Origin of the sequence: Methanolobus vulcani (assembly GCF_900100715.1) — an archaeon.
GTDB lineage: Archaea > Halobacteriota > Methanosarcinia > Methanosarcinales > Methanosarcinaceae > Methanolobus > Methanolobus vulcani.
This window is the reverse complement of the sequence record NZ_FNCA01000006.1, coordinates 131781-153889: the sequence shown is the minus strand read 5'-3', so window position 1 is coordinate 153889 and position 22109 is coordinate 131781. Positions and strand designations below refer to the sequence as shown.

Annotated in this window: 19 protein-coding genes and 1 pseudogene; 8 read left to right on the top strand and 12 right to left on the bottom strand. The window is 41.7% G+C overall.

Annotated features, from left to right (window positions below; genetic code table 11):
* The first annotated feature begins 2 nt into the window (after window positions 1-2).
* The 5 genes from BLP52_RS09955 (at window position 3) to BLP52_RS09935 (ending at window position 4722) form a co-directional block, all read left to right on the top strand.
* Complete coding sequence (locus BLP52_RS09955) at window positions 3-1046, top strand: radical SAM protein (protein WP_238380792.1); 1044 nt, start codon at window positions 3-5, stop codon at window positions 1044-1046.
* Window positions 1047-2027, top strand: coding sequence for an ABC transporter substrate-binding protein (locus BLP52_RS09950; RefSeq protein ID WP_091710319.1), 981 nt, complete (start codon window positions 1047-1049; stop codon window positions 2025-2027).
* On the top strand, window positions 2008-2814 hold the full coding sequence (locus tag BLP52_RS09945) for an ABC transporter permease (RefSeq protein ID WP_238380791.1): 807 nt from the start codon (window positions 2008-2010) through the stop codon (window positions 2812-2814). The genes BLP52_RS09950 and BLP52_RS09945 overlap by 20 nt, the downstream gene beginning before the upstream one ends.
* Entirely contained in the window at window positions 2811-3575 is a 765-nt protein-coding gene (locus BLP52_RS09940) for an ABC transporter ATP-binding protein (RefSeq protein WP_091710317.1), read from the top strand. The genes BLP52_RS09945 and BLP52_RS09940 overlap by 4 nt, the downstream gene beginning before the upstream one ends.
* A gap of 307 nt (window positions 3576-3882) precedes the next feature.
* Entirely contained in the window at window positions 3883-4722 is an 840-nt protein-coding gene (locus tag BLP52_RS09935; RefSeq protein WP_238380790.1) for an alpha/beta fold hydrolase, read from the top strand.
* 213 nt (window positions 4723-4935) lie between these two features.
* On the opposite strand, the gene BLP52_RS09930 is transcribed toward BLP52_RS09935, so the two are convergent.
* Window positions 4936-6234 carry an ammonia-forming cytochrome c nitrite reductase subunit c552 gene (locus tag BLP52_RS09930; RefSeq protein WP_091710316.1) on the bottom strand — a complete coding sequence of 433 codons (1299 nt, stop codon included), beginning with the start codon at window positions 6232-6234 and terminating at the stop codon, window positions 4936-4938.
* 276 nt (window positions 6235-6510) lie between these two features.
* On the opposite strand from BLP52_RS09930, the gene BLP52_RS09925 reads away from it, so the two are divergent.
* Entirely contained in the window at window positions 6511-6765 is a 255-nt protein-coding gene (locus BLP52_RS09925) for a DUF504 domain-containing protein (protein ID WP_091710315.1), read from the top strand.
* A 215-nt stretch (window positions 6766-6980) separates the two neighbouring features.
* On the opposite strand, the gene BLP52_RS09920 is transcribed toward BLP52_RS09925, so the two are convergent.
* A complete protein-coding gene (locus BLP52_RS09920; protein WP_091710314.1) occupies window positions 6981-7862 on the bottom strand; it encodes a hypothetical protein in 882 nt (293 codons plus the stop codon).
* A gap of 407 nt (window positions 7863-8269) precedes the next feature.
* On the opposite strand from BLP52_RS09920, the gene BLP52_RS09915 reads away from it, so the two are divergent.
* Complete coding sequence (locus tag BLP52_RS09915) at window positions 8270-8905, top strand: CDGSH iron-sulfur domain-containing protein (protein ID WP_091710313.1); 636 nt, start codon at window positions 8270-8272, stop codon at window positions 8903-8905.
* A 207-nt stretch (window positions 8906-9112) separates the two neighbouring features.
* Window positions 9113-9976: an HD domain-containing protein gene (locus tag BLP52_RS09910; RefSeq protein WP_091710312.1), complete on the top strand. Its 864-nt coding sequence runs from the start codon at window positions 9113-9115 to the stop codon at window positions 9974-9976.
* Window positions 9977-10238: 262 nt separating this feature from the next.
* Here the strand turns inward: BLP52_RS09910 and BLP52_RS09900 are convergent, their stop codons facing one another.
* From BLP52_RS09900 to BLP52_RS09860, 10 genes and pseudogenes are all read right to left on the bottom strand, one after another.
* A complete protein-coding gene (locus tag BLP52_RS09900) occupies window positions 10239-12188 on the bottom strand; it encodes a PAS domain S-box protein (RefSeq protein ID WP_162272971.1) in 1950 nt (649 codons plus the stop codon).
* A 9-nt stretch (window positions 12189-12197) separates the two neighbouring features.
* Window positions 12198-12251: pseudogene (locus tag BLP52_RS14835) on the bottom strand (hypothetical protein); the annotation flags it as partial.
* Between the two features lie 53 nt (window positions 12252-12304).
* A complete protein-coding gene (locus BLP52_RS09895) occupies window positions 12305-12697 on the bottom strand; it encodes a LytS/YhcK type 5TM receptor domain-containing protein (protein ID WP_162272970.1) in 393 nt (130 codons plus the stop codon).
* 445 nt (window positions 12698-13142) lie between these two features.
* Complete coding sequence (locus tag BLP52_RS09890) at window positions 13143-13940, bottom strand: DUF5714 domain-containing protein (protein WP_238380789.1); 798 nt, start codon at window positions 13938-13940, stop codon at window positions 13143-13145.
* Window positions 13941-13959: 19 nt separating this feature from the next.
* Window positions 13960-14850, bottom strand: a complete 891-nt coding sequence (locus tag BLP52_RS09885) for an SDR family NAD(P)-dependent oxidoreductase (protein ID WP_238380788.1) — start codon at window positions 14848-14850, stop codon at window positions 13960-13962.
* A gap of 2 nt (window positions 14851-14852) precedes the next feature.
* Window positions 14853-16262, bottom strand: a complete 1410-nt coding sequence (locus BLP52_RS09880) for an aldehyde dehydrogenase family protein (protein WP_091710309.1) — start codon at window positions 16260-16262, stop codon at window positions 14853-14855.
* A gap of 39 nt (window positions 16263-16301) precedes the next feature.
* Complete coding sequence (locus BLP52_RS09875; RefSeq protein ID WP_238380787.1) at window positions 16302-17162, bottom strand: hypothetical protein; 861 nt, start codon at window positions 17160-17162, stop codon at window positions 16302-16304.
* A 241-nt stretch (window positions 17163-17403) separates the two neighbouring features.
* The gene (mtbA, locus tag BLP52_RS09870) at window positions 17404-18423 is read right to left on the bottom strand and encodes a methylcobamide:CoM methyltransferase MtbA (RefSeq protein ID WP_091710308.1); all 1020 of its coding nucleotides are present in this window, start codon (window positions 18421-18423) and stop codon (window positions 17404-17406) included.
* Window positions 18424-18759: 336 nt separating this feature from the next.
* Window positions 18760-19425 (bottom strand): corrinoid protein, encoded by a 666-nt coding sequence (locus BLP52_RS09865; RefSeq protein WP_091710307.1) that lies wholly within the window; start codon window positions 19423-19425, stop codon window positions 18760-18762.
* 351 nt (window positions 19426-19776) lie between these two features.
* A complete protein-coding gene (locus BLP52_RS09860; protein ID WP_091710306.1) occupies window positions 19777-21945 on the bottom strand; it encodes an oxidoreductase in 2169 nt (722 codons plus the stop codon).
* Between the last annotated feature and the right edge of the window lie 164 nt (window positions 21946-22109).

Genomic DNA, 22109 nt, shown 5'->3' with positions numbered 1-22109 from the left:
GCATGAGTGATGTATCCGTTGATGGCAGAGAAGAGGGATTAATGAGTGAATTCTCATATACAAATCTTATTCTTACTGCAAAGGAAAAGGCACTGAATGGTGAAAAACTTGATAGGGAGAGTATCATAGCCTTGCTTGAGATCGACCCGGATTCCATTGATGCTGATATGCTCGGGATGGCCGCAAGGGAAGTTGCTGAAGAGGTCACCGGAAACCGGGCAAGCGTCTGGGCATCCATTGGAGTGGACTACAAAAAATGTGCCATGAATTGCGATTTCTGTTCGTTCGGCCAGAAATGGGGGCTTATAGCACAGGAAAGTGAAAGAAGCGCTGAAGAAATCATCGAACTGACAGACAGGTTCGTATCCCAGGGTGCAAGGTGGGTCACCTTACGCACGACCCAGTTCTATGGCTTCGACAGGCTCATTCAACTCATAAAAGACATCCGCCTGGCGGTTACCGGCAATTATGAAATAGTTGTGAACACCGGAGAGTTCGATGAAGAAAAAGCAAGAAAACTTGCAGAGGCCGGAGCACAGGTGGTTTATCACACTCTCCGCCTGCGTGAAGGTAAGGATACAAGGTTCAGACCCGAGGACAGAATTGACACCCTTAGGTCCGTCAGAGATTCACCGCTCAACCTTGCTTATCTTGTGGAACCCGTAGGTATCGAACACAGCAATGAGGAGATTGCTGATATCTTCCTGAAAGGTATGGAGTATGGTGCCATCCTTTCAGGAGCAATGGCAAGAGTACCACTTCCAGGCACTCCTTTTGCCGGCAGTGACCAGTTATCCGAGAGAAGACATGCACAGATAGTAGCTGTCACACGGCTGGCAGCCGGTCATCATACACCTGACATCTGCGTACATCCCCCTTCCCGCATTGCAATGGAATGGGGGGCCAATGTGGTGGTTGTTGAAACAGGCGCTGTTCCTCGGGATACCGGGAACTGCGATTGTGAATGGCATGGTTTTGATATGGTCACTGCAAGGGACTACTTTGAGAACGCAGGCTATGTCTTCTATTCTGGAGATGTGGATTAAATGAAAAAATTTCTCCCGTTTCTGGTGATAATCATTGTCCTTATTGCTCTGTCCATGTCGGGATGCACCGGCAGTGCCAATCAGGACAGCAAAGTTGCAACTGTAGGTACCTGGAAAACAGCACAGACCATACAGCCCTTCCTCTACCAGGACTTCGTTGAAGAAGATTACATTATAGATGTACTCCCCTTCACCAATCCTGGCGATCAGAAAGCTGCTCTGCTTGCTGGCGATCTTGATATGACAGGTACAACAATCGCCCTTGCGATAACCGCTGCCTCAAGAGGCGAGCCTGTTGTTGTTGTGAGCAGCCTGTGCAATAAATGTTCAGCAATCGTTGTCAGGAATGACTCGGATATCATGACAGCATCAGACCTGAAAGGCAAGACAATAGCCTATGTACCCGGAACCATGCATCATGTTCTGCTTCTGGAAACACTGAAACAGGCAGGCCTTGATCCTGAAAAGGAGGTAACACTACAGAGGATAGACTTCTTCGATATGGGACAGGCGCTTTGGCAGGGCACCGTTGATGCTTTCTGCAGCGGTGAACCTTATCCCTCCCTTGCCATAGCAGATGGTTACGGACGCGTGCTCAGCTATCCGTATTATGGGGAAGGAGTTGGCACAATCAATGCAGGCATGCTTACAACAAGGGATGAGATCGAGAATAACAGAGAAGGTATACAGAGACTCGTGACAGCCCATGCCAGGTCAACCGAGTACCTGAAAGCCAACCAAGAAGAATGGATCAACATTTCTTCTGATTTCGGAACTGATTCTGAGGTTCTGGAGATAGCTGCAAGTAATATGGAACTTGCGTGGGACATGGACGAGAACTATGTCCTGCAGGCTGAGAATCTCGCAGAGAGAATGAAGGATCTGGAAATGATAGAAGAAGTACCGGATATGGATACTTTATTTGACCTGAGTTTCGTGGAACAGGCACGTAAGGATCTTGATGACAGCGAGAATGCATGAAAATAACGAAAGATTAGGCTTTGCAGGTCTCATACTGCCTGTTGCATTATTCACCATCTGGTATATTGCAACACTTGATGGTGGTGTGCCTGCATACCTGCTTCCTTCACCATTGGACCTTGCACGCACTGCGATTGATTTTACCGCAGGCAGTGAGAGACTTAGCCCTTACTCAGGAACGCTACTTGTGCACACAATAGCCAGCTTACAGAGGGTTTTGACAGGGTTTGGGCTGGCTGCAGTTATAGGGCTGCCACTTGGTTTCCTTACAGGACGACTTGCCCTGGCAAAAAGTTCGCTAGACCCAACTGTACATTTGATACGTATAATTCCCGGAATAGGCTGGCTTCCCCTTGCAATGGTATGGTTCGGTGTTGGAGAAAAGACCACAGTATTTCTTATTTCCCTGGCAGCCTTTTTCCCCATATACGTAAATGCGGCCCAAGGAGCTGCATCCGTGTCGCCTATGCTGATCCGTGCCGGAAGGATGCTGGGCGCGAATGATCTGGCGATATTCACAACTGTTATCATACCCGCATCTATGCCGTCTACTGTAGCCGGACTACGTCTGGGTCTTGGACTTTCATGGGCATATCTTGTATTAGGTGAGCTGACAGGGGTCACGCATGGACTTGGTGCTGTTATGATGGATGCCCGTATGCTCGGGAATGTTGAGATGATTCTGGTGGCCATGATCTTCATAGGACTTTTTGGTCGTATCAGTGATCTGATACTGACAAGCTCTTTCAGAAAACTGAATTTACTCAAAAGGAGCTATGAAGAGTGAAAAGGACAGACCTTTCAGCAAATAATATCAGTAAGTGTTTTTCAGAACCCGGTGAAGACGGGCTTCTGTACGTACTGGAAGACATGGATTTCGAGATCAAGGAGGGTGAATTTGTAACTATCCTGGGGCCAAGCGGATGCGGGAAATCTACATTTCTAAACATCCTTGCAGGATTCGAGACTGCAAACCAGGGTCATGCAGTCTGCTGCGGCGAACCGGTAAGAGGACCTTCCCCTGAGAGAGCTGTGGTCTTCCAGTCACCGGTCCTTTTTCCATGGATGGACGTGAAGAACAATATCATGTACGGGCTGAAGCAGACAGGAAAAAAGAAGGACGATGCACAAAGAATAACTGCTGAATATATCAGGGCAGTTGGACTTGATGATTTTGATAACTACTACCCTTCCCAGCTATCAGGAGGTATGCAGCAAAGAGTCGCTCTAGCACGCTCACTGATACTGGATCCGAAAGTCCTCCTGATGGATGAACCTTTCGCAGCACTGGATGCACAGACCCGCTACAGCATGCAGCAGCTTTTGCTACAGCTTTGGGAAAGAAACAGGCAGACGATCGTTTTTATTACACATGATGTGGAAGAAGCACTTCTATTGTCCGATCGCATATGCATTATGGGTAAAAGACCTGGAAAGATCATCGAAGAGATAGCTGTACCTTTTGAAAGGCCTCGTCCAATATCGCTTACGGGCTCAGGCGATTTTACTCAGCTTAAAAGTCACATACTCAGCAGATTGCTGGTCTGATTCTCATTTTTAATTAATATCTATGATTTTTTGTTTTTTGAGTGAAAATCGGAAAGAATATAAGATACCTGAATTATGGGATAATATAGGGATTATTCCTACAATTGAGTGGTTGTAATTCGGAGTATTATGGCTGCAACTCGAAGTGATCTTCTTGAAAGAACTTAAGAGCAGGGTCAGGAATATTTTACTAATTGTATTGGCATGTTCAATTTGCATAACGGCTATACTAATTGCTCTAACTTATCCTGACTATCACAATACAATGACGGAGAAACAAAAGCAGCTGCTCACTAACAGTAATATTTTGCAAACAGAGTACGGAGATATTGAATATGCTGTAAAGGGAGAAGGTACACCTGTCTTAATGATACATGGTGCAGGCGGTGGTTATGATCAGGGTCTTTGGTTGGGCAAAGTCTTTTTCGGGGACAATCATAAGTTCATCTCGGTTTCACGATATGGATATCTTCGATCAAACATTCCGGACAATGCTTCGGTAAAGATGCAATCTGAAGCATATAAGCCTCTTCTGGACAGTTTAGGCGTAGACAAAGTAATTGTTGTTGGCGTTTCAGCAGGAGGGCCTTCAGCCACTCAGTTTGCCAACGACTATCCTGACAGATGCTCGGAATTGATATTGATATCTGCTGTAAGTATGGGTCCGGCACCAGATGATAAAGACCCGTTCTATGTTGGAATTATTCACACCATCCAGCAGTCAGATTATGGATATTGGCTTGTTACAAGATTTTTCCAGCCAACAATTCTGGAATTGATGGGAATTCCCACTGACGTATATGAAACGTTCGATCCTGAGCAGAAAGAGCTGGCACAGGAAATGTTAGATGTTATGCATCCAATGTCTCAAAGGTATGAAGGCACTATAAATGATGAAAGGATGATAAAATCATATACTGTGCCCGCAGAGAATGTAAGTTCACCAACATTAATCATCCATGCTAAAGATGATGTGCTGGTAAGTTACAAACATGCAGAAAATGCCCACAATAAAATGGCTCGATCACAATTGGTGCTATATGATACCGGTGGTCATGGAATGTTGTCTCAAATGGACAGTACAAGGCTGCTTGTAAAAGACTTCCTGAATGAATCCACTTCCAACAGCACTAATTATGTATCATGATCCTGAAGGCATGAAATCCAATGCAATGACAACGCTACTCTCCATTAAATGAAGAAGAATGCTGAAGCTGATAAACCATTTACTTTGCAATCTCATATTAGGGAAAGGTTTGATGTGTGAGAATACAAATAAAATATGAAATAAACTTAAATTCATTTCGGGAACTGCCAAAGCTAATTAATAAAAAGGAAAGCAAGGCAAATACTGGATGTCTTACTTTCTCTTCTTCATGGTCCACAAAGCTGCCAGCAAGCCGATCACAGCAAGGATCAATTCAAAACCTGGTTCTGAAATTGCTGCCTGACGTTCAACCACAGAATCAAAGAGTTCTCCGGAATTATCGAGATACTCACTGGCTCTTTCCGTATTATGTATACCATGGCTGCCGTCCGCCTTGACAGCTTCAAGATAGAATACGGCATTGTTGTAATCTGCAAGCGCAGCATCATATGTGTGAGTTCCGTTCAATTCTTCCAGTGACTCGCTGGCATTGATCCTGGTTGCTTCAAGGTCATTAATCCTTCTTGCTATGAGTTTCTGCTTTGCCTCCACCACCGGAATAAAGACTTCCTGATGGCAATCATAACAACCATTGGTAGCGTTAGGGCTGAACAGGATTTCAGATTTAAAATCAAAAGTATGCCCGGTTATAGCAGGTTCTTCTGTAGTATCATTGAATTCCTGCATGGCCATGTGGCAATCTGAACATCCTATATCTATAGGATGGATACCTGTATTATATATTGAACCATTATACATTTCCCACTGTGGGTGCAATATCCGGGTTGTCTGTCCGTCTGGTACTGCATGTTCTGAATTATGACAATTGCCACACAACAAAACATCATCCTCTATCCTGTAACTAGCTGAATGAGGTTCATGGCAGGCAACACATGTAATACGCCATTCTGATACTTCGGAGGGTTCAGGAACCTCATTTAGGTTTAGTCCGAAGATATCCGGGTCTTCTAGATTTGGGATTGCACCGTCTGTTGATTTGCAGGAAACACAGGACTTGTCCCTGTCAAGGATATACGGTTCCGCAATATCGGTTGGTTCTGAATGACTTTCCATGGTCGTTATATTGAAATCCGTATTATTGAACTCGTCCCATTCTTCGAATATCGGATGATGCTCATCTCTATGACAGTTTCCACACATTTCTGCAGAAAGGGTCACTTCAAGTGCATAGAAAGAAGGTTCATTTATATGTGCATCATAACCTTCAGCCGGTGGATTATGACAGACCTCACAGGTGACAGGTTCAACCATTGTTTCAACATCTTCTCTCCCCCATGTTTCTTTGATGGAAGATTCAAGATGGCATTTTGTACATTCTTCAATATTCAGAACCGAACCCCCGGCAGCTTTCAGTGATTCGGCATGTGCTGAAGCGTTCCATTTTTCATAGATTTCAAGATGACAACTTTTACATGTTTCAGGTTGCCATGCCGCTGATGTGGTACTGAATAAGATTAATATGACTAAAGCTGGAAAAATGTATTTCAGCAAATAACTCCCCCTTGATTTTACCCATATTAAATTCTGATATCATTCTATTTAACAGAATTGTTCTGTCCGATATTTGTTTACTGAAATAGTTCAATAATATCATCTTCATTGATAAGTCGATAAGAAAAGCATTCTTATGATGGGAAAAAGATTCAATAATTATTTATCAAAATTTATCTTAACTAATATTGTGTAGAACGGACATAATTCAACAGATCATTGAATCTGCGTGAATGGTTTTCTAATAAGCATATTAAGCCGTCTGGAAGGTATTCTATGAGTACTGCAATAAAATCAAAACATCCGAGAGACATATTCAATGAATTGAAATGGAAAGATGAGCTTGATATAAATGAATGCAGCATAGAGTATATTCACAGGGGTGCACCTGGTAACACAAAAAAGGTTTCAGGTGAGGATATAGAAGACATTGGACATTCATTTTTTACACTTATCCCAGATACTATGATACCATATCACAGAATACTTAAAATCAAGTACAAAGGGAAAATTATCTACGTAAAGAATTGACCATACATATTTGATATGTAATTTGATCCATGGAGAAGAATGCTGTAGCTGATAAGCCATTTACTCTTAATCCTCATGTCAGTGAAAGGTTGGAGATGTGAGGGATGTTGAGCAGAAAAGATAAGATTGACCTGAAGGCCGAGCACTCCAAAGGCGTTCAAATCAATCTTACGATGGACGGTTGTAGCAAAAAATTAAGTTGCAACCTTTTTTAGTTAATCATTTAGATACATTGCATAAAATCCGCCGTCAATTATGCCGCCGTCATGCACCGGAAGATTGCTATTTTCAACAGTTATTGAAAAATTCCCTGAGCTACTTCCTCCCTCGAATGTATCAATTAATTTCAATGCAATACGAGGGTTGTTTTCAGAATAAACTATATGTGTTTCGCCTTCATATATCTTGATTTCCTCAATTCTCTCTTCACCCTGATATACTGCAATGGTTGCATATTTTGTTCCCACAGAGACATAGTTAACATTAAATATAAGATCATTTACCAGATATCCGTCTCCCACCTGAATCGTACCATTAAATATCACGTTACCTTCTATGGTTTCCTGTGATTCGTTTTTTACACCCTCAGAAATATAACTTATGTTGTTTGACCTCAACTTTCCCGTCCAGAATTTATGAGTGGTATAGCTACTATCTGAAGGATAATACACAACAGCTATTGATTGATTGCCTTTTCTTAACTGTCCTTGCCAATGTCCTGCATCATCTACGTTTACCGTGTATGATTCCCCAGGCATGATCTCAATAAGTGAATCGTCCCTTATCGGTAGACACATCGGCATAGACTCATATTCAACGTCCCATCCATCAGCATACATAATTTTATAATTGCATTGGTGTCGGAATCTATCAACATTAATTGGGTATTCACCTTCATTTTTTAAACTGAGCTGCAAGTTTGAAAGTTCACTTACATGTACCGTTTCAGGCGCTAAAGTCAATGTAAGGTTTGCATACTTGTAGCTCAAAGCATGATTTGCTGTAATTTCGGTTGTTATTTCCGGGCCCGAACATCCAGATACCAAAAGACACATTGAAACAAAGGCCACATAAACAATTGATATTTTATAATCCATATCATTACCTCACACTATAGTAACTCTATAAGCATATGTATGCATCAATTATTAATTTTATTAATGTTGATAGAAACGGGTGAAAGTGACTCTGAATAAAATGTAGAATCTTCAGAGAAAAAGGTTCATACTCCATCATTTTTATTTTCTAAATGTATAAACTACAAAATCAAACTCTAGTATTAAATTGAACATTAAAAATAGGATTTAGTTAAAACCTAGTAAAATTATAATTAAAGTTCCGTTTTTTCTTGTTACTTATATCCCAAACTCACTATGCGAGAGATTTGATTCGCTCAAAAGAAAAATTCCTATTGACATTTTATCTCCAATCTCCTCACAATAAATCTCCCCTGCAAAAATTTGAAATCTGTGTGCATCAGATTTCACTTAACAGAGGTGTATCAGTGGATAAAGAGGTTAGACCTTCGATAAAGGTATTAAAAAATGGTCCGTACATTGCGAAAGACGTTAAAACGCTCAGGAATTCGAAGGGTGTTTTAATTGAGACAAAACCCGTAATGACACTTTGCAGGTGTGGAGGGTCGGATAATATGCCTTTCTGTGACGGGACACATGCAAAGATCGGTTTTTCCGGGGAAAAAGAAGAAGACCGTGTTCCAGACAAAATGGAAACTTACGTGGGGAAAAATATCAGCATCCATCGTAACAGAGGTGTTTGTTGCCATGTCGGTTACTGTGTTCACAATCTGCCTGCGGTTTTTGAAAGGGGCAGGGATCCCTGGGCAAAACCGGATGATGCTGATCCGGAAGAGATAGCAACTCTTATCAGGTCATGTCCTTCCGGTGCATTGAGTTATACTATCAACGGGGAATTGCATAAGGATTATTCGGAAGAACCGGAAATCTCCATACAGAAAGACGGACCTTACAATGTTACAGGGATAGAACTTAACGATCCCGACGGCTCAGTACCCGAGACCCTGGACCATTATTCTCTTTGCAGATGTGGAGCCTCCAAAAATAAACCATTCTGTGACGGCAGTCACTACAATATTGAATTCAGAGATGAGAAGAATTGAATCCACGAACCCACTTGATCATTTGACACGATTTCAGACGTTAGTTGTGAGAGTATAAACTGTTTGTTCTGTATTCTGAGTGCTCATTCATTACTATCGTCTATCTTTTTAATTGCAGGGTTGGGATACCATTAACTTTAAAGCGTATGGATAAAGACCTGCAAAGTCGGTATTAAGATTATTTACACCTATCAGGGAGTTATCATCATGAAAATACGCGAGCTTATCAGCCAGTATTGCAGCAGTACTGAGAAAAAAGGGAACGGCATCACCATCTATACGATAGATGCTCCTGAACCCATAGAGACACCCGAACTGTTCAGCTATCTGGATTTCCTGTCCGAGGAACCCTTCAGAAAGATCTGGGCCAGCGATGCTTACAGGATGATTGTAACAGAGATAGATGGTAATTTAACCGTTTACGAACATGTGAGGATGGCAAACTACAGGATACAGTTGAATGACCTTCAGGAAAAGTATGAGGTACGCAAGGAAGCAGACCTGACAGAACTTGCTGATGCGTTTGCATTTGCCGTTGGTGCACACAATAACGATATGAGGAAGTCTGGTACTCTATATATATCGCATCCAATGGATGTAGCGTCCACACTTCTCAAAGAGAATGCGCCTCTTGAACTTGTTATGGCAGGATTGCTCCATGACGTTGTTGAAGATACCGATGTTGATATTGAAACAATATCAAAGAAATATGGTCAACAAGTTGCTGATTACGTGAACGCTGTTACCGAACCAGAAGAACTCAGGCAGCCTGCCACCGGTGACAAGGCGCAGACCTGGAAGCAGCGGAAGGAACACACCATAAGAGAAATAAAGAATGCTGAGTGGGAGATCAAACTTCTCTCATGTGCTGACAAGCTTGCAAATATCAGGGACCTCATCAGCGAACTAAAAATGGAAGGAGAAGGCCTCTGGAACAGGTTCAACGCACCAAAAAAAGAACAGGAATGGTACTACCGCTCAATGCTGGAAGCTTTCACCACGGGTCCGCAGAACATAGCAGAAACCCGCGTCTACCGTGATTTTAAGGAATGTGTGGAAGAGTTGTTCTGAGTTGTGGTATGTCCATCATTTCGAGTATGGATTTCAGCAAACCTGCTTACTCAGTGGAGAGACGACTCAGATGATATAAGACAAAAGATTCTAAGCATCTCTTATTCAGACTGGAAGAAGATGGGATTCTCAAAAGGAAAGTTGCACTACATGAAAAAGAATGCTGAAGCTTATAAGCCTTTTACTATGAATGCTCATGTTAGGGGAAGGTTGGAGATGTGGGAAGGATGTTGTAACTCTAATTTCGAAAAAATTAGGAAATCTATTCATTAAATTCTCTAATGGGAAGGGTAAAGGTGAAAGTACTCCCTTTTCCTTCTTCACTTTCAACCCATATGGTTCCCTTATGAAGTTCAACTAACTGTTTTACTATTGCAAGTCCCAACCCCGTCCCACCATATTTTCTCGTATCAGACGAATCAACTTGTGTAAACGGATCGAATATATACTTCAACCGGTCTTTAGGGATTCCAATTCCTGTATCTGAGACTGAGACCTCTATAGTTGTGTCTTTCTTGTCTGCAATGACTGAAATCACGCTGTTTTCATGTGAAAATTTTATAGCGTTGCTGAGAAGATTGAACATGATCTGCTTGAACTTCACTTTATCAGCGAAGATTGATTCAAATGGGATTTTGTTATTAATTCTAATATCTATATTTTTCTTTGATGCTTTTAGGGTCTTAATTGTAAGTATCTCGTCAAAAACCTCTTTAACAAAGACTTTTTCACATTCAAGTTCGATTTTTCCTGAATCTACTAGTGACAAATCGAGGATATCGTTTATAATATCCAAAAGATGTTTGCCACTGTTATTTATATTATCAATATACACCTGCTCTTTTTCAGTTAGCTTGTCACTGGCATTAGTACTTAGAATATCTGAAAAACCAATTACTGATGTAAGAGGAGTGCGTAACTCGTGGCTCATAGTTGCAATAAATTGCGATTTTGCCCTGTTGGCAGATTCAGCTTCCAGTTTAGCTCTCAGCAGCTCTTTCTCTGCCTGTTTGCGTTCTGTGATATCTCTGCATACACAAAAAATTAGTTTCTGTTCTCCGAACATGGCTGCATTTGAACTGATTTCAACATCAAAGAGAGTGCCATCCTTGCGATGATGTGTAGTCTCAAAATGGTCACCTTTCTCATCAATCCGACTACGCATATCATTTAATTCATCAGGTGTGAACTTTGCATCCCAGTCACATTGATGCAAAGAAAGAACCTCTTCCGGCGAGTAACCAAGCATCTCGGCAAACTTCAGATTTGCCTCGAAAACGTATCCATCCTTGTCGAGGACAACGATTCCGTCACTGGATTGCTCGATAAGGATACGTCTTCTTACAGTTCCTTCGGCAATTTTAATTTCTGCATTTTTACGTTCAGTAATATCTGTGATAGAACCTGCCATCCTATATGCGGTGCCATTTTCACTTCTTAAGGCTGCACCTCTCACCTGTATCCATACGTTATTCCCATTCCTGTCAATGACACGGAACTCAATGTTGAACCCCGGGATCTCTCCGTTCAGATATTTTTCCAGATCACCCCTTACCCTGAGTTTATCATCGGGGTGAATTTTTTCTTCTATTAGTGAAAATACATCAGTGGGTATGTGACCATCATACTCGAACATCTCTTTACATTGGGTGGATAGGTACAGGCTGTTATCACGTATATTCCAGTCCCATATGCCGTCCTGTGAACCATTCACCGCCAACATGAACTGTTCTCTACTTTTTTCCAGTTCTAATTCTGCAAGTTTGCTCTTGGTGATATCATGGATAAAACCATCTATTATGAACGAATCTGCTTTTAAGTCCCCGCTAGTTCTTGCATTGATCAAGACCCAAATATGCCTACCTTCAGCACGTAAAACCTCACATTCAAAATCCTTAATATATCCTTGCTTTTGAAGAGTGGTCGCGATTTCTACGGGATCTTTGGGATTGACATAAATTTGTTCACCCATATCCCGGAAGTAACTGATGGCCTGCTCGGGGGTATTCAGGCCTAAGATATGAGCCATTTCTGGATTTGTCTGAATGATCTTTCTTTCGGAACTCATACGGAACATTCCAACGGGAACATTATCAATAAAGTTCCGAAGCATTGTCTCATTCTCTTTCAAAGCATCCTGAGTTTCTTTCCCTGAAAGCTGGTTCTTTAGAAGACTTCCAAGTAAAAAAGTTCCAAGTGGAAATACCAGCATTATTGGTAAAGCTACATGATTTAGAATTTCAGATGCAAGTGACCAAGGGAGTAGCATTAGCAAAACGAGTAATGGTATATGTACTATAAGACCAAAAACGTATAAGTCAAAGATACCTAATTTTTTTTCAATTTCTCATGATATTTTCTCCAGCTTAATCCAATTGCAATAAAAGCTATCATGGCAATTATATTTAACAATGAACCGATACCACCTACATATAGACGATATACGATCATAATAATCGCCCCAATAACTGCAGGGATAAATCCGAAGAAAAGAGATACCACGCTTAATAGAATAGAACGTGAATCATAGAATAAACCAGGAAAAACTTCCCATGGATTGAGCATCAAGGCGATGCCTACAAGACCAACAACAAATCCTAGAACTGTACCTCTTAGATGTTTATTGATTTTATTATTCGATAAAAGAACATCGTAAAAAACGCCTAATAAAATTAATAAAGCGGCATTATTTATGAGAGTTATAAGCATTTCAATATTCATGTAGCACCTTTTAATTATGAAGAAGTTCATTCAAACTCTTTATCAGTTTAAAGCAAACGACATTTATCCATTTGAATTTCAGCAGGGAATTTTTCTATAATCTTGTTACCTGTGATTCTATATTGGGCAACTGTTACCCTACAATGCATATTGATATTATAAAAAGAATGGCATTTTGTGTCATATAATTTTTATTAAGATCATATAAATCTAATAAATAAATTATAGTAAGTTATATTGTTACTTAAAAATTAACCATATCTATATTCATAAATAATCAGAGAGGCATATTTGCTTTTTTATGAATTTCTGTTTTTTGGCGTTACCTATTACCCAAACCGCCTTTGCTACATGGTAAATTAGAACCACAAAACTACCATTATATTTTCGAAATTTCTAAAAAACAAAATCATAAAGATTAACTAAGATTTCTAGAGAAAAGAAATCAGGAATCGCTCCTGTACCTGCAATTTTTGTCACATTCCTTGTTGTACTGCGTATATTCGCACTTAATGTTGAAATCTGCTTTTTCATGCCAGCTGAGGTCGAACATATCGGACAGGTACTTCATTCCCTCTTCCAGTGAGATACGGGTTGACTTTTTACAGCATCGGGGTCCTCCGGCATCAGCTATGCATTTCAGGGTACAGGCAGTAGCCCAATTGGCATGTGCTCTTTCCTCTGGTGTGAGGGGGGTGGCTTCCAGCAATATACACATTGCAATACCTACTCCTACTCCTGCACCACATGCTCCGTGAATGCCACAAAAACCACCGGGAATCATGCTTCCACGGTTGATAGCTTCAATAATTTGTTTCTTATCCGTATTGCCAACGTAGTTCTGGTAAGCAGCAACAAGGGCCGCAGGGATAAGAGAATGGTGTTCCGGTCCATGCATATGGATGCCGGGGTGTTCCATAATGATTTCTGCAATTGCAAGCGGGTCAGCAAGTTTCGTTGTAGTGCATATGTTCTCGATCACAGCAAGGGCATCCCTGGAATGGCATCTGTTGCAGACATAATGTCCATCCTTGCACACGAAGTATGTCTTCTCCTCAACTCCGCAGTAATGACATGTTGCATTCACCGGTTCGCTCAGATAATCTACCTCAGTACCACAGACAAGACAATCTGTCTTGCAGGAGTTCCTGGTACCTGTACTTAAAACCGGGATCAAAGAACTATGATCATCCCTCATTCCACAAACATCATTCTTTGTATTTTCTTTATATCCAATCTCCATTTAAATCACCTCGAACACATCATTGATCAGTTCCCTTGTCGTGGGAACAGATGAACGTCTCTTTTAAGCGGATACCACTGCTTTCCTTCAGTTCGCAGCGTGATATCCTCATCAACCACTTAACCGGCAGAAAGCTGACTACACGATGCAGCAAACCTAAACCTCTGCCTGGTATGACCACATCCCTGTCTGATCCAAGCGCATTGTACGTGTCACGTGCTACAACATCAGCATTCACGGACATCCATGAACTGAACGCTTTTGTGTGTTCCATCTTGGCTGCTCTCTTAAATCCCGTATCTTTCACAGCAGTGGGACACACAGCCAGCACCTTCACATTCAGTCCCTTCTCCTTCAGTTCATAATTCAATGCCCTGCTAAAGTTAAGCACAAAACCTTTGCTGGCTCCATAAGTAGCAAAAAAAGGACTCGGCTGGAAAGCCGATATCGATGAAATATTTATGATCCTTCCTTCATTACGCTTCACCATTTCCTTCAGGTAGAAACGTGTCAGTTTATAGAGCGTGATAATATGCAATTGAAGCATATCCAGTTCTTTTTCTTCGTCAACCTCATTGACAAAACCGTAGCTTCCAAAACCTGCACAGTTCACCAGCACATCAATATGCAAACAATGCTTACGTGTAAATTCGGATACTTTCCTGACTGCATCAGGTTCTGTAAGATCCTGTGCCAACATCCATACACGCATATTCAGGTTTATGACCTGCAACGTATCTTTTGCCTGCTTTAGCTCTTCAATCGCCCTGTCCACAAGCAGCAGATCATAACCATCCCGGGCAAACAGCTTTGCAAGTTCCTTACCAATACCACCTGCTCCACCAGTAATCAGAACAGTCTTTCTGCGATCACCAATATTAGAATCCATCATATCGTTTGCCTGCATCATGATCACATCCACCTGTACAGGGTTTTTACCATCCACAGCACACGATCATTATAGGGAGGATAGATCATGTCCAATGACCCCCACTTGCGATGTATAACACTTCGCTTGTTAGAGAATTCCATAAAACAATGGAAACCAAGTGACTTACCGATACCACTATTGCTAACCCCTCCAAAAGGAAGATTGGGATTACTATAACCGAGCATGTAGTCATTGATCACTGTGCCACCTGCCGGATTTCCGTCCATAAAATATCGTATATTCTTCTTTTCCCGGCTGGCAATGTAGAGCATCAGCGGATTTGGATGTCTGCCGATAATCTCCCGGACATCCGACCTGTCATTATAAGAGATAACAGGAAGCAGAGGGCCGAATATTTCCTCATGCATGATGTGCATATCTTCTGAAATATTCTCAAGCAATGTTGGGGAAATGAAAAAGTCCTCCTCCTCAAAATTCCCTCCTATCAGCAGTTTTGCACCCTTACCAACTGCATCCTGATAAAGTGAATGAAGCCTTCTAAAATGATACCTGCTAATGATCCTGCAATAGTCCGGTGATTTTTCAGTACCACTGCCAGACCTGTTATACAGTTCTATGATAGCTGACCTGAATTCCTCAATGAACTCTCTTTTTTTCGATTCATGAATTATAACATAGTCCGGGGTCACACATGTCTGGCCGCAGTTGACCGATTTAGCCCATGCCAGTCGTCTTGCTATCTGCGGAATATTTGCAGTTTCATCAATGATAGCAGGTGATTTGCCCCCAAGTTCCAGGGTCACACTGCTAAGGTGCTCAGCGGCTTTTCCCATGACAATCTTTCCGACACGGGGACTACCTGTGAAAAATATATGATCGAATGGCATCTCCAGTAGTCTGGTTGCAACCGAGGCATCACCTTCGACAACAGCCACCTCGTCCAATCTGAAAAGCTCGCTTATCATCTTTTTTAGATAGGCAGATGTGTGGGATGATATCTCACTTGGTTTTAGTATGACAGTGTTGCCTGCAGCGATTGCATAGACCAGAGGTACAAGGGAGAGGTTCAGAGGGAAGTTCCAGGGTGATAGAATGAGAACCACTCCCCTGGGTTCATAGCGAATGTATGACCGGGTACCAAGCAATGGCAGCGGAGTGGGAACTCTATGGTCCCGGTCCCATTTATGCAGATTCTTTTTTAGGTGGCTGATCTGGGTCTGAACAACGCCCACTTCCGTTGCTATGACCTCAACCTCTGGCTTTCGCAGATCATTGTAAAGTGCTTCATATAAACTTGATAGATTCTTATCGCTCTTGAGGTAATTATCGATGCGCATCACACGTTCCATTCTGTCCTTTACACTCATTTGTGCAACTTTGGATGAATTTTCCTTCTGTGATTTGAATATCGTTTGAATATCCCGTTCCATCGATCATATCACTTCGTTTGATTTATTTTTTTATACATTTTATACAGATACTATTCCTGACAATGATAATACGTAAAATGCAGTCAGAACAACTGCGGCAACGGATTCTGTTCTTCTTCGGTTCTTAAGATACGTTCCTTTTGAAAAACTGTTCAGTGCAAGACACAGCCACAGCATGAACACATATCCTGCCATCAGAGAGATCAATGAAAAATCTGGATGATACCATGTGCCTAGCATCTCACCTGTAAATTCCGTGAGCACTGTGAAGAATGCCACAAAATATGCAAGCCTCATACCTTGTATCGTGTTGAAAAGCATGAATGCAAGAACAAATTTAACCAGTATTCCTATCATATTCTCAGAGAGATCGAACAAAATATAATCAGCAGTTGCCAGCACAGCAAAACTAAGGACAACAAAAACTCCACTAAAACCGAACCATTTCCTGTCTGAATATTTATTCTCAAATATCTTCCACAGGTTGTGGGATGACCAGAATATGGTTCCATAACCCGGTATCAGCCAGATAGGGGAGCCGCCTATGAATCCTCCCAGGTAAGTGAAATATCCGTATCTGACACCAAGAATCTCATGTATGTATCCGAATACGGATGCAATGATAAGGAATATCCTTCCCTGACTGTCACTGTTCTTCCAGAAAAGTACCCACAGGACTGAGAGCACTATCGTTGGTACTATCTCGTCAACAGTATTTGTGTAGTAAACGAGAACTCCGAATATCACAGAAAGCATGAAAATGAAGAAATAATGTGGGGTGCTGAGAAGAACACTGCTTTTTTCATTCAGTCTATTTTTCAGTGTAAGTCTCATTTCATTCAATGAAAGAGTATCCTGATGACTCCGCTTGCTAATAAATGCACTTAATTGGGATATCATTTTCATCACTATTTTTACATTTGATGCAGATTTTTGTATTGTTTTGTATGGGGAACATTCCCGGAAAAATAAAAGGTGCCAGCGAATAAACACTGGCAAGGGAAGTTTTGGAGGTAGGTTAACGGATAAAACCCAATCTATTTTCTTCATACCCAGGTTTCACCGTAACAAAGGAATAATTTCTCCGGATGGAAGGTCAGACGAACATGAAAGACGGGAGCCGGAGAAATTATCTTTGATCTTAATATTTGTGGTTCTTTGCCGCCTCGACCATTGCCTGAAGGTTTGCGTTCGGTGTCTTACTCACAATACCACATCCGGGTGCAAGCAGACCAACGCCTGCATCCAGCACATCTTTTGAGATTTTCCGGATCTCTTCAGGTGTCTTTTTCCACAGGGCACTTACGGGGTCAAGATTTCCTATGATCACTGCATTATCAACCATTCCACAAGCTGTCGCAGCATCCACATTCTGGTCAACACTGATGGCATCCACTCCTGAAGATTCCATTAATGGAAGGCTTGGTGTGGTATCACCACAGATGTGCAGTACGGTTGCAACATTCAATTCACGCATTGCATCAGCGATCTTCTTGTGAGCAGGCACCACAAATTTCTGGTAGAATTCGTCACCGATAAGCATAGCACTTGCAGTTGGGTCAATGATAACCATTGTGTCTGCTCCGTTCTCTACCATCTTTTTTGCATAAGCGATGTTGAACTCTGTTGTGAGTTCCATAAGTGCATGACCAAATTCCTCATCGGTCATGATCGCCATGAACCAGTCATCACCATTCATATGCTGCGCCAGTGAAAAAGGACCAAGCATGCTGCCCATTATTGGCAGTTCATCACCATATTTCTCTGAAAGTATCCTGATAGCTTCACAGACAACACCAATACGTCCTTTGCTGATATCATAATCTTTGAGCTTGTCAATATCATCTATTGATCTTACAATATGTCCTACAACAGATGGTTGCTGCTCCTTTGTACCTGCCTTGATGTCACAGCCAAAGAACTCAGCTTCTGCCGTGATATCGAAAGGAACACGCACAGCCTCAAATCCAATTACCTTGTGACCAGCTTCTGCAAGAGCAGCCATTTTTTCTGAATCCTCGTTAGCTTCAGGCCAGAATGAACCACAGGCTTCCATTTGCTCTACAGTTCCTGTTTGTGTAACGGATATAGCTGGCATCCTGTCAACTGTTTCTCCTCTTAATGCACGGGCCAGTCTCTCTTTAGGTGTATACTCATCCATTGTAATGATCTCCTGTAATTAACTATAATTGTGAAAGGGAATTATTATGATATAAATAATGCTTGTTGTTAGTGTTTTTAAATGAAATATTGGGGATCACAGACATATCTTATATCCTCCTATGTATGCTGTGAACCCCTTCATAACCTGCAAAAGCCGATATTCTGTTCGTATTCTGACTGTCAGGCGAGTCATCTGATAGATTTATTTTTAACAGCCACGGGTAGATGGTAGGTTACTTGGTGCGGACCATCTGGATTTTGAACCTGGTCGGTGGTATTGTTCCCGTATATTTCGAACAGTCGTGCGCTTTGGCTTTTTGCAGTCATTTAATCTTTAAGCCCATCTTTCAGGTGCAAGCGTTGCAGCTGCTTCCTGTGCCCACCTTGCAGCTTCCATGGCATCAGTCTTTGTAGCATCTGCTCCGATCTCTTCAGCAAAGTCTGAAGTTATTGGTGCACCGCCAATAATCACCTTGAGGTTGTTTCTGATACCCTTGCTCTGGAGACTGTCCATGACCCTCTGCATGTTGTCCATTGTTGAGGTCATGAGTGTGCTCATTGATACGACATCTGCCTTGTGTTCAGCAGCAGCCTCTGCAAATTGTTCAACAGGTACATCTTTTCCAAGGTCAATTGCTTCAAAGCCTACGGCACTCATCATTGTTTTAACAAGGTTCTTTCCAATATCGTGGACATCTCCTTCCACACTACCGATTACAAGAACCTTCCTTGCACCATCTCCTTCGGCCTTGATGTGTGGTACGAGTAGATCCATACCTCCGTACATTGCGTTTGAGGCCATGAGTAGATGTGGCATAAATGCCTGCTTTTTCTCGTACTTTTCACTCATTATTTCCATACCCTTTGCAAGACCATCGATAACTGCAATGTATGGATCAATACCCTGGTCCAGTGCCTTCTGTGCTAATTCGACTGCCTGATCTTTCTTTCCTGTAACAACGGCATCTGTAAGTCCGCTAATAATCTCATTTTCTTCCATAGGATACCTCCTGATCTTAGTAAATTCCAGGAACGAGATCTTTTTCTTCATTCCTGATTATTTTCCACGATTAATTTCTGATAACAGCAAAACAGGCCAGAACCTGCAATTGCTGACAATTTACCATATCCAATAATAGATATAAATAATAACTTGCAGTAATTAATCAACGAAATAATTATTATCAATACAGCATTCTATATTCAAAATATGGATTTTGCAAATGCGGTATTGCGGATTTACAGCTTTCTGGAAAACAGCAATGCGAAAAAAAAGAATGACTTTGATTATATCAATAGCATGAATATAATCACTTAGCAAATAGAAAATTCCTGCATGATTCACGGAAGCTCAGATGTTCCTGGCTATTTCATTTGCACCGTTGATTGCTTCCCAGACCCTTCCCGGCTTTGTAGAATCACCTGCTGAGTAGACTTCTATGCCTGTTTTTCTTTTCAGCAGTTCATAGTAAAGACTATCATCAGCCATCCCTCCGGTGGCAAAAATAACCATATCAGTATCAATGACTATTTCTTCCACATTATCAAGGTCAAGTTTCTTTTCAAAGGGGTTTCTGACATTCTCAGGTATCAAAGGTTTCCATGGGGTGTAAGGGTCCTTTCTGCCTCTGTTAGCTTTAACATAGGCTTTGCCATTTGAGAATCGGACCACTTCAGAAGCATTATAGACTTTAACAGGCTTTTTTAAGCTGTCCTCTTTCTTCCCAGAGGGTGAACCATTTCCCATCATCATCCACAACATCTGAGCCCGGTTAGCCTGTACTGTTTCAGGCATTAATTCCTTATTTCTGCCTACAAGAATCACATTCATTTCTTTTTCATAGGCAAGTGAATAAGCAATTTCACATCCTAGCACGCCACCACCTACAACCAGTATATTCCGGATGTTTTCAGGAAGCTCCATATTCCTGTTCAGAAGATCTTTCCCCTCTAAATATCTCACATCTTCCATACCTTCAATTGCAGGCAAAGCGGTTTTCAGTCCGTTACAACAGATAATCACATCAAACCCATCATTAATATCGGATACATGGAACTCTGTGTTGAATCTGATGGAAAATCCATCTTTTTTCAGCAGTTCCATCCGGTATTCAAGATTTTCGAGGTATCTCCTGATATCATGTTTTATTAGCATTTTACCGGCTGTGACAAGTTGACCTCCAATACGTTCAGTCTTTTCAAAAAGTGTCACTTCATGTCCTCTTATATGAGATGTAATGGCTGCTTCACAGCCAGCAGGGCCGGCACCTATGATGGCGACCTTCTTTCTCCTTTCAGCTTTAGTAAGTTTCTTTGTGTCCTCAAATCCGGTGTATGGGTTCACTGAACAGCATGGATGTCCTCCTTTTTTAAAAGATTCAATACATCCTTCATGGTCACCTATGCAGTGTATTATCTCTTTAATCCTGTTCTCTTTTACCTTGACCGGCCAGTAAGGGTCTGCCAGCAGAGGTCGCCCCAGCATTACAAAGTCAGCCTGCTGAGCTGATAATACGGACTCTGCAACCTCAGGTTTTCCAAGCTTGCCTACGGCTATAACCTTAGCATCAATACTTTCCTTTCTAAAGAAATCCTTTAGCCTGCCAGCTATTTCCTCAACATAGACAGCATCGTCAAAATAGGATGGCGGATGAGGCCAGAACCAGTTATCATAACAGCCTTTGTCAACATCAAAGGCATCCACTCCGGCTTCATACAGAGCCTTGCAGAACTGTAATCCCTCATCTATTGTCCTCTCTCTTCCACGGAAACGGTTCCTGAAGACCTCATCACCGTAGCTTTCCTGCAAAGCCTGTGTCAGGTCTATTCTATATATTACTGGAAAATCCTCTCCACAACGACGTTTAATCTCTCTGACAACGTCAATACCGAACTGGAAGTTGTTCCTGTACCTGCCTAGTTTCCGGCGGTTCCATGGTGCAGATGTTAATTGGTCCATCAGGTATCCTTCGTGACCATGGAGGTGTACACCATCAAAACCGGATATTTTTGCATTGGCTGCACTCTGTCCCATCATCTTGACAATTCTTTTTATCTTGCGATCAGAGAGGGGCAGATGAGGAACCTGAGGGATGTAATAGTTACTGTTCCATGAAGCAGATTTGAGTATCTTTCCATGTAATGCTGATTCAGGTGAGCCGACTCTTCCAAGACCTGCAGACAATTGTATGAATATCTTTGTTCCGTATGGTTTTACGCCTGCGGTCAGGTCTCTCCAGCCACTTAGCCGTGTTCGTGAAGAGCCATCGATACGCGGAAAATAAGTAGTATCATTCTCTTCAGAAAGAGTCGGATCGATCCCGTAAGATACAGGTACAAGGCCGGTAATCAGCAGACCAGTACCTCCTTTTGCCCTTTCAATGAAGTATTCTATCATCTTATTGAGGGGACGACCGACAGGATCAGCCATATTGATATTGCCAATGGGAGCCATTATTATCCTGTTCTTAAGTTTGCATTTGCCAATGTACTGCGGCTCGAACAATTTTTCAAATACCATATATCCCTCAAAAGATGCCTGATATTAGCTATATGAAAACATTTTTTCTATTCCTTCGATAAAAGAGAAGGTATGCGGACAACACATGATATCAACTGCAGGTAACTGATACGTACCTGATTGTGTAAAAAGTATAGATTTAGCTGTCTATTATATCTAATGCA

Excerpts from the sequence above, each read along its gene's own strand:
- BLP52_RS09925 (WP_091710315.1), top strand. The coding sequence starts at position 6,511 with ATGAGTACTGCAATAAAATCAAAACATCCGAGAGACATATTCAATGAA.
- BLP52_RS09865 (WP_091710307.1), bottom strand. The coding sequence starts at position 19,425 with ATGGAAGAAAATGAGATTATTAGCGGACTTACAGATGCCGTTGTTACA.
- BLP52_RS09950 (WP_091710319.1), top strand. The coding sequence starts at position 1,047 with ATGAAAAAATTTCTCCCGTTTCTGGTGATAATCATTGTCCTTATTGCT.
- BLP52_RS09910 (WP_091710312.1), top strand. The coding sequence starts at position 9,113 with ATGAAAATACGCGAGCTTATCAGCCAGTATTGCAGCAGTACTGAGAAA.
- BLP52_RS09900 (WP_162272971.1), bottom strand. The coding sequence starts at position 12,188 with ATGCTGGTATTTCCACTTGGAACTTTTTTACTTGGAAGTCTTCTAAAG.
- BLP52_RS09885 (WP_238380788.1), bottom strand. The coding sequence starts at position 14,850 with ATGATGCAGGCAAACGATATGATGGATTCTAATATTGGTGATCGCAGA.
- BLP52_RS09875 (WP_238380787.1), bottom strand. The coding sequence starts at position 17,162 with ATGATATCCCAATTAAGTGCATTTATTAGCAAGCGGAGTCATCAGGAT.
- mtbA (WP_091710308.1), bottom strand. The coding sequence starts at position 18,423 with ATGGATGAGTATACACCTAAAGAGAGACTGGCCCGTGCATTAAGAGGA.
- BLP52_RS09860 (WP_091710306.1), bottom strand. The coding sequence starts at position 21,945 with ATGGTATTTGAAAAATTGTTCGAGCCGCAGTACATTGGCAAATGCAAA.
- BLP52_RS09880 (WP_091710309.1), bottom strand. The coding sequence starts at position 16,262 with ATGGAACGGGATATTCAAACGATATTCAAATCACAGAAGGAAAATTCA.
- BLP52_RS09955 (WP_238380792.1), top strand. The coding sequence starts at position 3 with ATGAGTGATGTATCCGTTGATGGCAGAGAAGAGGGATTAATGAGTGAA.
- BLP52_RS09945 (WP_238380791.1), top strand. The coding sequence starts at position 2,008 with ATGACAGCGAGAATGCATGAAAATAACGAAAGATTAGGCTTTGCAGGT.
- BLP52_RS09895 (WP_162272970.1), bottom strand. The coding sequence starts at position 12,697 with ATGAATATTGAAATGCTTATAACTCTCATAAATAATGCCGCTTTATTA.
- BLP52_RS09920 (WP_091710314.1), bottom strand. The coding sequence starts at position 7,862 with ATGGATTATAAAATATCAATTGTTTATGTGGCCTTTGTTTCAATGTGT.
- BLP52_RS09890 (WP_238380789.1), bottom strand. The coding sequence starts at position 13,940 with ATGGAGATTGGATATAAAGAAAATACAAAGAATGATGTTTGTGGAATG.